Consider the following 12562-nt stretch of genomic DNA (forward strand, 5'->3'; position numbering starts at 1 on the left):
GAATGTTGCACAAAGTTTAACCCGATTGCGGGTTAAATCAGTTGAAATCTGAGTACGTTAGAATTTCTAACGTGAGTTCACAAAAGATACCCAAAAAGCCCGGTTATTGATAGCGTTTCTGCGGGCTTTTTGCATCCAGAGAAGCCAGATAATCCAGCTTTTCACGAATTTTACCCTCGAGACCACGTTCTGTCGGCTGATAATACCGCTGACTTTGCATTTCCGGCGGTAAATAACACTCACCCGCAGCGTAAGCACCGGGTTCATCATGCGCGTAGCGGTACTCGGCACCGTACCCTAAATCTTTCATCAGTTTCGTCGGGGCATTTCTCAAATGGGGCGGCACCTCGAAATCCGGTAAATTGGCGGCATCGGCTTTGGCCTGTTTAAAGGCGGTATAGACGGCGTTACTTTTGGGCGCACAGGCCAAATACACAATCGCCTGTGCAATCGCACGTTCCCCTTCATAGGCGCCCACCCGGGTAAAGCAATCCCAGGCCGCAATCGCAACCTGCATCCCCCGGGGATCTGCATTGCCGACATCTTCTGAAGCAATCGCCAGCAAACGGCGGGCAACATACAAGGGATCGCACCCCGCCTGCAGCATCCGGGCATACCAGTACAGGGCCCCGTCCGGACTCGATCCCCGAATGGATTTATGCACCGCAGAAATCATGTCGTACCAGAGATCGCCTTTGTTATCGAAGCGGGTGACTTTCTCTCCTGCGACTTCGGCCAGCAAATCCAGCGTGATGACTTTCTTGCCCTGCGCTTCCTCCGCCATATCTGCCAGCAACTCAAGATAATTCAGCGACATCCGGGCATCACCGTTCACCAATTCCGCCAGACTCTCTTTCACATCCGGTGCAAATGCCAAATGTTCCGCCTGAATGCCGCGCGTTTGATCGGCCAGCGCCTGATCAATCACCGTCAGAATGTCGTCTTTGGTCAGGGATTTCAGTTTGTAAACCCGCGCCCGGGACAACAAGGCGTTATTGAGCTCGAAAGAAGGGTTTTCAGTGGTCGCGCCAATGAAGGTGACGGTGCCATCTTCAATATGCGGCAGGAAAGCGTCCTGCTGACTTTTATTGAAGCGATGTACCTCGTCTACAAAAAGAATGGTTCTGCGACCGGCATGCTGATTCTGATGTGCTTTATCAATCGCCGCACGAATATCTTTCACCCCAGAGGTTACCGCAGACACCCGCTCCACTTCTGCGTTGGCATAATGTGCGGCAACTTCAGCCAGCGTGGTTTTCCCTGTCCCCGGCGGGCCCCACAGAATCATGGAATGCAAGTGACCGGCTTCCAGTGCACGACGCAGGGGCTTTCCTGATCCCAGAATGTGCTGCTGACCGACATATTCTTCCACCGTTCTTGGCCGCATCCGGGCAGCAAGCGGTCGAAAATCCGAGGAAAAATTAAGACTGAAGTTATCCACGCTGACCTTCCAAAACTGAAAAAGGCGGTATTCCTACCGCCTGAGATGATTCGCCTATTGTATACCCAAAGCGCAATCAGCGCTTGTCGTCCAGCTCCACCCCCGGTGGCGGTGTAAAGCTGTACTGTTTGCGGTCCTGTGTGCCGCGCGCAAATTTCGCAAAGCGGAACTGGCTGCGCTGACCATCCTGTTCCTCAACCGAGAAGCCACGGACCTGACCATCCTGACCGACTGTGACCACAAACTTTCCGGTCACAGCCGCGCTGTCTTTCGGAGTCAGGGTAAAGGTGTCGGCGGTCTGAACAACATGATACTTTGCCCAGTCCCGGTTCTGGTTGCGGATCAGCAGCACAAAAGGCGTCTGTTCAGTCGCATCTTCCAGTTTCATGGCAGTCACCTGCTCAACCATCGGGGTGTAGTACCAGAGGGTACGACCATCAGAAACCAACAGGTTTTCATCCGGTAAATCCGCATGCCAGCGGAACAGGTTCGGCCGCTGAACGGAAACTTTTCCCTGACCTTCAACGAGAACTTCGCCGTCCGGGCTGGTGACTTTTTGCGTAAAGTCCGCACTGAAGGCATCCACTTTCCCTAAACGCTGGCTCAATTCCTGCTGTGCGCTGGCAAACGCCAGCCCCGGCAGCAAGGCAGCAGCCAGTAACAGTCGCTGAATCGTTTTTGTCACGGGTTGAATTGTCATCATTCATTAATCTCCTGTTGGCGCGGGCGCCAGAACTTCCCGGTTCCCGTTATGGCCCGGCGGGCTCACAATGCCATGGGCTTCGAGCTGCTCGACAATACGTGCAGCACGGTTATAACCAATTTTAAAGCGGCGCTGAACACCGGAAACTGAACCCCGGCGGCTTTCTGCAACGAAGGCTGCGACCTGATCAAACAACTGATCCAGATCGTCGTCACCGCCTGCAGAGGATTCACCCGGCAGCATGGCTTCAGCGCCCTGATCCGCATTCAAAATGCCATCAATGTATTGAGGTTTGCCGCGTGCTTTCCAGTCATTAACCACGTTATGAACATCATCATCCGATGCAAACGCACCGTGAACCCGAACGGTATGGCTCTGACCCGCTGGCAGGTAGAGCATGTCCCCCATCCCCAGCAAAGACTCCGCCCCGCCCTGATCCAGAATGGTCCGTGAGTCCGTCTTGGTTGAGACGGTAAATGCCATCCGGCTTGGAATATTGGCTTTAATCAGGCCAGTGATCACATCCACGGAAGGCCGCTGGGTTGCCAGTACCAGATGAATGCCGGAAGCACGCGCTTTCTGTGCCAGTCGGGCAATCAGCTCTTCCACTTTCTTACCAACGACCATCATCAAATCGGCAAACTCATCCACTATGACCACAATACTTGGCATTTTCTCCAACAGAGGGGGATGTTCGTCTAAAGTATCGCCAGGTCGCCACAACGGGTCGTGAATTGGGTGGCCCGCCGCCGCCGCTTCTTTCAGCTTGGCATTGAAGCCCGCCAGATTCCGGACACCCACGGCAGCCATCAGCTTATAACGGCGTTCCATTTCGCCCACACACCAGCGCAGCGCATTGCCTGCGTCTTTCATGTCGGTGACCACTTCCGTCAGCAGGTGCGGAATGCCTTCATAAATCGACAATTCCAGCATTTTGGGGTCGATCATGATGAAACGACAGTCTTCCGGCTTACATTTGTAAAGCAGGCTGAGGATCATCACGTTCACCCCGACAGACTTACCGGAACCCGTCGTACCCGCCACCAGCAAGTGCGGCATTTTGCTCAGGTCCGCCACCACGGCTTCACCGGCAATGTCGTAACCCAGTACGATCGGCAGTGCACTGCGCATATTCTGGAAGCGGTCGCTGGCCAGCACTTCAGACATATAAACCGTTTCACGACCTTCATTCGGTAGTTCCAGACCGATGTAAGGTTTACCCGGGATCACTTCGACAACACGAACCGCAATCGCAGACAGCGCACGAGCGAGGTCTTTCGCCAGACCCGAAATCCGGCTGACTTTAACCCCCGGCGCCAGATCCAGCTCATAACGGGTAATCACCGGGCCCGGATAAATCCCGACAACCTTGGCTTTAATTTTGTAATCGGCCAGTTTGGATTCCACCAGCCGGGCCGTCTGTTTCAGCTCTTCATCACTGGTTGGCTGAACATTCTGCTGCGGAGGCTGCAGCAAATCCAGTGTTGGCATGGGTGAAGTTGGCTTGGGTAAATCCACATCTTTTTTCATCAGGAACGGATTATCGAGACCTGCAGCATAGGCCTGTTGCTGCTGTGCCTCCTGCGCCTCACGAATCTTGCGCTGGAAAGCCTCTTCATCGCTTTCTTCGTCGTCAAAGGTGACATCACCGTCTTCATCGGCATGGGTCTCTGCTGCGGCTCGTTCCAGCTCAGACATACCGTCATGGACGCCAATTTCTATCTCGCCATCCGCAAGCAGATGATCAGCCGTCTCAGGTTCAACTTCATCATCTTCAGAATCCCAGGGCGGCGTATCGGTCACTGCAGGCTGCGGCGGCGCTGATGGCTGAGATTGAGGTTCAAACTGAGATTGCGGCACAGCAGACGGCGTTGGTTGCGGACTTTCATCAACCAGAGACAAATCGCCCAGCACCGGATCCACATCCTCGGGTTCTTGAGGTTTCTCAGCAGCCGGATGGACAGTCTCCGGTGCTTTCTCTGTGTCATAGATACTGAAATCATCATTGTCGGCTAATTGTGACTGCAGCGCTTCAATGCTCAGGTCGGCCGCTTCAGGATTTGTGCCCAGCGGCTGATGATTGGATACAGGCGCTGACTTCGTGCGCTCCGGCATCACAATTGAAGGTTCAGATTCAGGCTGAGGTTTCATGTTGGGTTCAGGCTGAGCCGGTTTCTGCGGTGTCGCAACCGCGATCGCCGGCTCAGGCACCGGAGAGACCTCCGCGGTTCGGATCGGCGTGGGTGTATAAGCAACCCGCTCTGCCGGACGTTTCAACAACACGTCATCGTCATCGATAACGCTTTCCTCTGCTGCTGGCGGCGATAATCGGGCCGCGTAAGCCGTCTGGCTTTCATCCGGAATTTCTGCCGCAAAAGGCGTCAGAGTTTGCACCGGCTCACCGCGAATTTTATTGAGCAGCCATCCCAGCATGCCCAATGTCGTTTCACCGATACCATCGACCACTCGCAGCCAGGAAATCCCCGTCAGCAGCGTAAAACCCACGGCCCACAGGAACATCAGGACCAGCGTAGTGCCGAGCAGGTTGAACAGTGGCAGCGTCAGATTCGCAACGACATCGCCGATCACGCCACCGGAAGAGAAATACCAGATATCATCAAAGTTGAGATCCGCCAGACCACAACTGGTCAGAAATAAAACCAGCAGGCCAAGCAGGCGCGTGCCATAAATCATCAGATCCGGCGATGATGGCTCCTGACGGCGACGGAAAAATATCCAGGTCGTCCCCAGAATGACAATCGGCAACGGATAAGCCAGAGAACCAAATGTGAAAAAGAAAGTGTCAGCAACCAGCGCACCAAAAGCACCGGCTTTGTTCTGGACGGGTCCTTCCCAAGCGGTTTGAGACCATGACGGGTCTGCCGGATCAAAGCTCACCAGCGCGACCATAAGATACACAGCGGCCAAAATACCGATGATCAGAAAACTCTCGAATAAACGCTGCCCACCCGACAGACGTACAGGCTGAGATTTGCCTTTTACCTTCCTCAAAAAAACTCTCCGGTCTTGCTAAAACTGACTGTAAGCCGGGGGAAATCAACAGGAACCCAGCTGATGAAACGTATCAACATGTTTGATGTTACTGGCCTATCTTATACCACTTCACTGGTAATGTTACCCGCCTGAAAAAATGTGGAAGCAAAGTATGAAAACCTGTGGTGCGGCAGGTGTCTCATCCCGCCGTCAGTCCTCATCTACCTTGATTGTAGTGGCTTGATAACACAAATAATTCATCTGAATGTCAATTCAATGATGAGTTGCAGTTTTTTTCAGCAAAATGAGACGAAAAAAGTTTCAGGCCGCAGAAACAATTCAAGCGGCACGAGGGCCGCTTGAATTCATTAGGGAAGCAGGTTCAGGGTCAGTTTGCCCGAGGGACGCTTAACGGGTTTTAATGACCAGGTTATTCGTTTGCTTCACTTCTTCCATCACCACGTAAGTCCGGGTGTCATTCACGCCCGGTAAGCGCAGCAGGGTTTCCCCGAGCAGCTTACGGTATGCAGACATGTCCGATACGCGGGTTTTAAGCAAGTAGTCGAAATCACCGGATACCAGATGACATTCCTGAATGTCTTCCAGCTCCTGAACAGAACGGTTGAACTGTTCGAACACATCTGGCGCGCCACGGTTTAGCGTAATTTCTACAAAAACCAGCAGCGAAGCATCAAGATATTGCGGGTTCAGCAGCGCAGTATAACCACTGATATAGCCCTGACGCTCAAGACGACGTACACGCTCCAGACAAGGGGTTGGTGACAGGCCAACGCGTTTCGACAACTCAACGTTTGAAATTCGGCCGTCTTTCTGAAGTTCATTCAGAATGTTGCGGTCTATACGATCCAACTCCTTGGAGGGTTTCTTTTTGGTATCTACCATTTTTTATTCCACCTTTTTACTTCCTTGCAATAAAATATATTACATCTACGAGTTATTTAGTATCAAATACTCTTTTAGTCAAACTATACTGCCAATAGCTCTGTCATTTCAACCTTGTCCATAGCTAACCCTGCTAAAACGATCAAGGAGCACAGCATGATCATCGGTGTGCCTAAAGAAATCAAAGACCATGAATACCGCGTCGGTCTTGTCACCAGTAGTGTCAGAGAGCTTGTCTCGCTGGGCCATCAGGTATTCGTTGAAACCCAGGCTGGCGCAGGTATAGGGTTGTCCGATTTAGACTATCAGTCTGCGGGGGCAACCATTCTTTCAACTGCTTCAGAAGTTTTTACCAGATCAGAGCTGATTATTAAAGTAAAAGAACCCCAAGCGGTCGAAAGAGCAATGCTTCGCGAAGGACAAATCCTCTTTACTTATCTGCATCTGGCCCCGGATTATGAACAGACAAAAGACCTGATTCAGAGCAAATCTATTTGTATTGCTTATGAAACGGTCAAAGACAACAAAGGGCGCCTTCCCCTGCTCGCCCCCATGTCAGAAGTGGCGGGGCGAATGTCGGTTCAGGCTGCCGCACAAACGCTGGAAAATTCTCAGGGTGGCAGAGGTTTACTGCTCAGTGGCGTGCCGGGTGTCGACCCGGCAAAAGTGCTGATTCTTGGCGGTGGTGTTGTCGGATCCAATGCAGCCCGAATGGCTGTGGGCATGCGGGCGGATGTGACGCTCGTGGATCGCAATCTGGACACACTTCGGGCGCTGGACTGCGAATTTCAAGGCAAAGTGAAGCTGCTTTATTCAACAGAAGATTTAATCGAGCGATTAGTCCCTGAAGTGGATGTGATTATCGGCGCGGTGTTAATTCCGGGCGCAGCAGCACCAAAATTAATCACTGCGAAGCACGTTCAAGATATGAAGCATGGCTCATGTCTGGTTGATGTGGCAATTGACCAAGGGGGCTGTTTTGAAACCTCTCATCCGACCACTCACACCGATCCAACTTTTATTGTGGATCATGTCGTCCATTACTGTGTGGCTAACATGCCGGGGGCTGTCGCAAGAACTTCTGCGTTTGCACTGAACAATGCAACCTTGCCCTACATCATTCAACTGGCCGGCAAAGGTTACAAACAGGCGCTGCAGGATGACCCCGGATTTCTGGCCGGACTGAACGTGATTCACGGCAAAATCACCTGCCGGGAGGTCGCCGATGCCTTCAAACTCCACTATACCGATCCGACCGTTGCTTTAAGTATGCATTAAGCCCAATAACCTGCATTTTTCCGCTCTGGCGCTGAATCTTAGATTTCAGCGCTTTTTACTTCAGAATGTTGCAGAACCCGGGTCTGCTCTTTCTTTACTTCAGTAATTTCCATACAATCGATGCCTTACGAATACGTGATGCTGACTTAGTCTGGAGAAACAATGAGTAACGTCAAACACAGTAAACTACTCATCCTCGGTTCTGGCCCTGCCGGTTATACGGCAGCTGTTTACGCGGCCCGTGCCAATCTCAATCCAGTCATGATTACTGGCATGCAGCAAGGCGGCCAACTGACCACTACCACAGAAGTCGAAAACTGGCCCGGTGATGCTGAAGGCCTGACCGGTCCGGCCCTCATGGAGCGCATGAAAGCGCACGCTGAGAAATTCAATACTGAAATCATCTTTGATCATATTCACGAAACTGATTTCAGCCAGCGCCCGTTCCTGCTGAAAGGCGACAACGGGGAATACACCTGTGATGCACTGATTATTGCCACAGGCGCATCCGCCAAGTACATCGGTCTGGATTCAGAACAAGCATTTCAGGGACGCGGCGTTTCGGCCTGTGCGACCTGTGACGGTTTCTTCTACCGCAACCAGAAAGTGGCTGTGGTGGGTGGTGGGAACACCGCAGTGGAAGAAGCGCTGTATCTGGCAAACATTGCTTCTGAAGTTCATCTGGTTCACCGCCGGGATACTTTCCGGGCAGAGAAAATTCTCATCGACCGCCTGATGGATAAAGTCAACAACGGCAATATCATCCTGCACACCGACCGGACGCTGGATGAAGTGCTTGGCGACGACATGGGTGTGACGGCTGTCCGCCTGAAAGAGACCCAATCCGATGCCACAGAGACCCTGGAAGTCATGGGCGTGTTCATTGCCATTGGCCACCAGCCAAATACCGGTATCTTTGAAGGTCAGTTGACCATGGAAAACGGTTACATCAAAGTTCAGTCCGGACTTGAGGGCAATGCAACACAAACCAGTGTTCCGGGTGTGTTTGCTGCCGGAGATGTGATGGATCACGTGTATCGTCAGGCCATTACCTCTGCGGGTACCGGCTGTATGGCTGCGCTGGATGCTGAACGCTATCTGGATGCACTCGCCAAGTAAGACACACGACGGCCGCGGCATTCGTTCGCGGCCTGTTTACCTTCCCCCATTGGGAAACCGGAATTCGACAAACCATACAGCGCTATTAAAAGATGGATAAACAATTACAGCGCGAGTTGACCAAGTGGTTAAAATCGCAAAGCAAGCTCGCGAAACCGTGGCTGATGCTGAGTGTCGGCATGGGATTTCTCTCTGGCCTGCTCCTTGTTGCTCAGGCTGGTTTGCTCGCTTACATACTTCAGCAACTCGTCATTGAGCAGACGGATAAACACCAGTTGGTGCCGTACTTCATCGGCCTGGTTTTGACTGTCGCCTTACGGGCCGCCTGCAGTTGGGGACGAGAAGTTGCCGGTTACCGATGCGGAGAAGAAATCAGGCTCCACATCCGCACTCTGATCATCAACCGCCTGCATCAGCTCGGTCCAGCCTTTATCAAAGGCCGTCCGGCGGGTTCCTGGGCCAGCCTGATTCTGGAGCAGGTTGAAGAAATGCAGGACTTCTTCGCCCGTTATATCCCACAGATGGCCTTGTCGGTACTCATCCCGTTGGTCATTCTGATCGCCGTCTTCCCGCTCAACTGGGCTGCCGGTCTGATTTTCCTGATCACAGCGCCGCTGGTGCCACTGTTTATGGCACTGGTTGGTATTGGTGCCGCCGATGCCAGCCGCCGTAACTTTACGGCCATGCAACGTTTATCCGGTCATTTTTACGATCGCCTGCAGGGGCTGGCGACGCTGCGCCTGTTTGACCGGGCAGAAGCCGAAGCAGAAAATCTGCACGATGCTGCAGACGTACTGCGTAAACGTACCATGGAAGTGCTGCGACTGGCGTTTCTGTCCTCTGCTGTGCTGGAGTTTTTCACCGCGATTTCCATCGCACTGGTCGCCGTATACTTTGGCTTCTCCTTTATCGGCGAGCTGAATTTTGGTCACTACGGTGTGCCGATTACACTGTTTACCGGTTTCTTCATTCTGCTGCTGGCGCCTGAGTTCTATCAGCCATTGCGGGATCTGGGTACCTTCTATCATGCCAAAGCGCAGGCCATTGGTGCCGCCGAGTCCATTGTGACCTTCCTTAATACGGAAGCGGATAACATGAGTCACGGTGATCAGCCTCTAAATACCCCTGAAACCATTGCTATCCGCCTCCGGGAGGTCAATGTTCTGAGCCCGCAAGGTCAAGTACTGGCTGGCCCCTTAAGTTTTGATTTAAATGCCCATCAGCAAGTCGCACTAGTCGGCCCGAGCGGTGCCGGTAAAACCAGCCTGCTGAACGCCCTCTTAGGCTTCCTGCCCTATGAAGGCAGCATTGTAATCAACGGCACTGAACTGCGCGAACTGGATCCGGTTCAGTGGCGTCAGGCGATCAGTTGGGTGGGCCAGAATCCACTGCTGATTCACGGCAGCATCAAAGACAACATCGTGCTCGGCAACCCGCAAGCCACTGATGCACAGATTCGTCAGGTGGCAGAACAGGCTTTCGCACACGAATTTATCGAGCATCTGGCGCGTGGCTATGACCATCCGGTTGGCGATCGCTCTGCTGGCTTGTCGGTGGGTCAGGCCCAGCGTCTGGCTCTGGCCCGTGCCCTGCTGCAAAACGGCAGTTTCTGGCTGCTGGATGAGCCGACAGCGAGCCTCGATGCCAACAGTGAGCGTCTGGTACAGCAAAGTCTGAATCAGGCGACACAAGGTCAGACAGCGCTGATGATCAGCCATCGTCTGGATCAGCTTGCCGGAATGGATACGGTGCTGGTGATGGAAAACGGCCAGATTGTTCAGCAAGGACACTTCAGCCAGATCAGTCAGGAAGGTTTGCTGGCTGACATGTTATCGCACACTGACAAGAGGGATCTCGATGCGTGATTTAATCCCTTACCTGAAATTATATCGCCGCCATTGGTTCGGTCTGACCCTGGGCATGCTACTGGGCTTGGCCACCGTACTGTCCGCCATGAGCCTGCTGACTTTGTCCGGCTGGTTTCTGGCAGCCTCTGCCGTTGCCGGGTTAACCATTGCCCGCGAAACGTTCAATTACATGTTGCCTGCTGCCGGCGTTCGTGGATTTTCTCTGGCCCGAACTGCCGGTCGATGGGGAGAGCGTGTTGTCAGCCACAACGCGACCTTTAAGCTGCTGGCTGACTTACGGATTTTCTTTTTCAGAAAACTGACACCCTTGATCCCGGGCCGCCAGACCAACTTGCGCGATGCCGATCTGCTCAACCGGCTGGTTGCCGACGTTGATGCCATGGATCACGTGTATCTGCGCCTGATCAGCCCGCTGATCATCGGGGTGATTGCACTGCTGGCCATTTGTGGCTTTCTGTACTGGTTTGATCCTGAACTGGCTCTGATTCTGGGTGCCGTCCTGCTGACCCTGATGTTTGCCCTGCCCGTGCTGTTCTACCTGCTGGGGAAAAAACACGGCGAAACCCTCACCATGGCCAAAGCCGGTTTCCGGATCCGGTTGCTGGACTGGATTCAGGGGCAAGCCGAGCTACTGCTCTTCAATGCTGAACCCGGTTATCGTGAGCAAACACTGAATGAACAGCAATCCTTACTCTTGGCCCAGCGCCGGATGGCCAGCCTGACCGGTCTGGCGAATGCCATGCTGCTGCTGGCAACGGGGTGGACGCTGGTTTTGATGATCTGGCTGGCTGCCGACGGCGTGGGCGGTAATACGCCTGATCCCATGATTGCGCTGGTTGCTTTTGCCACCATGGCCAGTTTTGAACTCATGATGCCTGTTGCTGGTGCGTTTCAGTATCTGGGACAGACACTGACATCAGCCAGACGCTTGAATGAAATTATTCATGCCACACCAGATACGACATTTGCTCCGAACGGTCATCAGTCTCAAGTGAAAGGCGAGATTCAGGTCGAACAGGTTCATTTTGCCTATCACAACAGCACTCAAACCGTTCTGGATCAGGTGTCGCTTGAACTGAAAGCCGGGCAAAAACTGGCTCTGCTCGGTCGGACAGGCTGCGGTAAATCCACCCTGCTGCAACTCCTGACCCGAAACTGGGATCCGCAACAAGGACAAATCACTCTGGATGGTGTGCCATTACCACAGTGGCAGGAAAGTTCGCTGAGAGCAGCAATCAGTGTCGTCAGTCAGCGTGTTGATCTCTTTAACGGCACCGTCCGTGATAATCTGCTGCTGGCTAAACCTGACGCGTCAGAGGAAGAACTGTCGGCGACGCTGACCAAAGTCGGGCTGCAGAAATTGCTGGAAGGCAATGGTCTGGATACCTGGCTGGGTGATGGCGGTCGCCAGATTTCAGGCGGTGAACGACGCCGGATGGGCATCGCACGGGCGTTGCTGCATAACGCCCCTGTCATGCTGCTGGATGAACCGACTGAAGGCCTGGACCGTAGGACAGAGCAGCAAATTCTGGCCCTGCTGTTTGAGCATATGGTCGATAAAACCGTGGTATTCATCACCCACCGTCTTGTGGGTCTGGAAGCCATGGATCAGATTTGCCTGATGGATGAAGGCAAGATCATTGAACGTGGAAACCATCAGGAACTGATGGCACAGCAAGGGCGCTACAGCCAGCTGTGGAACCGGATTTAAGGTTTCAGACCACAGATAAAAAAGGCTCTGGAAAATACCAGAGCCTTTTTTATTTAAGGGTACGTTCGGTCGACACGAACCCCTTCATCAAAATACAGAATGCGGACATTGTCACCCGGTTGAAAAATCATGTCTGGGTCCACATCCTGAATCACATCCACCAATTTCCCGGCTTCCGTTTGAATCAGCAATTCCACCAGTTTGTACTGCCTGATCTTCTGGCCGATATCTTGTTGCTGATAGGCCGCACCCGCGCCAATCATGGCTCCCACTGCAGTGGCAACCTCACGGCCATGCCCACCACCAAACTGGTTTCCGATCAACCCGCCGACGACAGCCCCCAGTAAGGTTTCCCAGCCATTGTGACGGGAGTTGACCATTTCCTGCTGAGTAATATAACGTACTGATTCTAACTGGCCGAAAACGACCTGATTCACCGGTCGGGCCTGATTACGGTTATAGGGTGCTGCTTGCAACATGAGTGGAAGCAGCAACGCGATCAGTAACCACTTTTTCATACGGATTTTCTCCACCTAGATAGTATT

At 53.0% G+C, this 12562-nt stretch carries 9 protein-coding genes; 4 read left to right on the forward strand and 5 right to left on the reverse strand.

Features of this window, described 5'->3' with window-relative positions; genetic code table 11:
• Positions 1-103 precede the first annotated feature (103 nt).
• The 4 genes from Q4579_RS06085 to lrp all read right to left on the reverse strand — a co-directional run bounded on the left by Q4579_RS06085 (position 104) and on the right by lrp (position 6041).
• On the reverse strand, positions 104-1441 hold the full coding sequence (locus tag Q4579_RS06085) for a replication-associated recombination protein A (RefSeq protein ID WP_303562488.1): 1338 nt from the start codon (positions 1439-1441) through the stop codon (positions 104-106).
• Between the two features lie 76 nt (positions 1442-1517).
• Complete coding sequence (gene lolA / locus Q4579_RS06090; RefSeq protein WP_303562489.1) at positions 1518-2144, reverse strand: outer membrane lipoprotein chaperone LolA; 627 nt, start codon at positions 2142-2144, stop codon at positions 1518-1520.
• Between the two features lie 3 nt (positions 2145-2147).
• Positions 2148-5156 (reverse strand): DNA translocase FtsK, encoded by a 3009-nt coding sequence (locus Q4579_RS06095; protein ID WP_303562491.1) that lies wholly within the window; start codon positions 5154-5156, stop codon positions 2148-2150.
• A gap of 390 nt (positions 5157-5546) precedes the next feature.
• The gene (gene lrp / locus Q4579_RS06100; protein ID WP_027252761.1) at positions 5547-6041 is read right to left on the reverse strand and encodes a leucine-responsive transcriptional regulator Lrp; all 495 of its coding nucleotides are present in this window, start codon (positions 6039-6041) and stop codon (positions 5547-5549) included.
• A 156-nt stretch (positions 6042-6197) separates the two neighbouring features.
• Here lrp and ald point away from each other — a divergent pair, with 156 nt between their 5' ends.
• The 4 genes from ald to cydC all read left to right on the forward strand — a co-directional run bounded on the left by ald (position 6198) and on the right by cydC (position 12017).
• Complete coding sequence (gene ald, locus Q4579_RS06105) at positions 6198-7319, forward strand: alanine dehydrogenase (RefSeq protein ID WP_303562493.1); 1122 nt, start codon at positions 6198-6200, stop codon at positions 7317-7319.
• 162 nt (positions 7320-7481) lie between these two features.
• On the forward strand, positions 7482-8438 hold the full coding sequence (gene trxB, locus Q4579_RS06110; protein ID WP_303562495.1) for a thioredoxin-disulfide reductase: 957 nt from the start codon (positions 7482-7484) through the stop codon (positions 8436-8438).
• 92 nt (positions 8439-8530) lie between these two features.
• The gene (gene cydD, locus Q4579_RS06115) at positions 8531-10303 is read left to right on the forward strand and encodes a cysteine/glutathione ABC transporter permease/ATP-binding protein CydD (RefSeq protein WP_303562497.1); all 1773 of its coding nucleotides are present in this window, start codon (positions 8531-8533) and stop codon (positions 10301-10303) included.
• Positions 10296-12017, forward strand: a complete 1722-nt coding sequence (cydC, locus tag Q4579_RS06120) for a cysteine/glutathione ABC transporter ATP-binding protein/permease CydC (protein WP_303562499.1) — start codon at positions 10296-10298, stop codon at positions 12015-12017. The genes cydD and cydC overlap by 8 nt, the downstream gene beginning before the upstream one ends.
• A gap of 53 nt (positions 12018-12070) precedes the next feature.
• On the opposite strand, the gene Q4579_RS06125 is transcribed toward cydC, so the two are convergent.
• Positions 12071-12535, reverse strand: coding sequence for a glycine zipper 2TM domain-containing protein (locus Q4579_RS06125; RefSeq protein WP_303562500.1), 465 nt, complete (start codon positions 12533-12535; stop codon positions 12071-12073).
• Positions 12536-12562: the final 27 nt, after the last annotated feature.

Origin of the sequence: Photobacterium sp. 1_MG-2023 (assembly GCF_030547945.1) — a bacterium.
Lineage (GTDB): Bacteria > Pseudomonadota > Gammaproteobacteria > Enterobacterales > Vibrionaceae > Photobacterium.

What these genes read in the sequence shown, in the direction of transcription:
- Q4579_RS06125 (WP_303562500.1), bottom strand. Translation starts at nt 12,535, where the DNA reads ATGAAAAAGTGGTTACTGATCGCGTTGCTGCTTCCACTCATGTTGCAA.
- lrp (WP_027252761.1), bottom strand. Translation starts at nt 6,041, where the DNA reads ATGGTAGATACCAAAAAGAAACCCTCCAAGGAGTTGGATCGTATAGAC.
- cydD (WP_303562497.1), top strand. Translation starts at nt 8,531, where the DNA reads ATGGATAAACAATTACAGCGCGAGTTGACCAAGTGGTTAAAATCGCAA.
- cydC (WP_303562499.1), top strand. Translation starts at nt 10,296, where the DNA reads ATGCGTGATTTAATCCCTTACCTGAAATTATATCGCCGCCATTGGTTC.
- trxB (WP_303562495.1), top strand. Translation starts at nt 7,482, where the DNA reads ATGAGTAACGTCAAACACAGTAAACTACTCATCCTCGGTTCTGGCCCT.
- lolA (WP_303562489.1), bottom strand. Translation starts at nt 2,144, where the DNA reads ATGATGACAATTCAACCCGTGACAAAAACGATTCAGCGACTGTTACTG.
- ald (WP_303562493.1), top strand. Translation starts at nt 6,198, where the DNA reads ATGATCATCGGTGTGCCTAAAGAAATCAAAGACCATGAATACCGCGTC.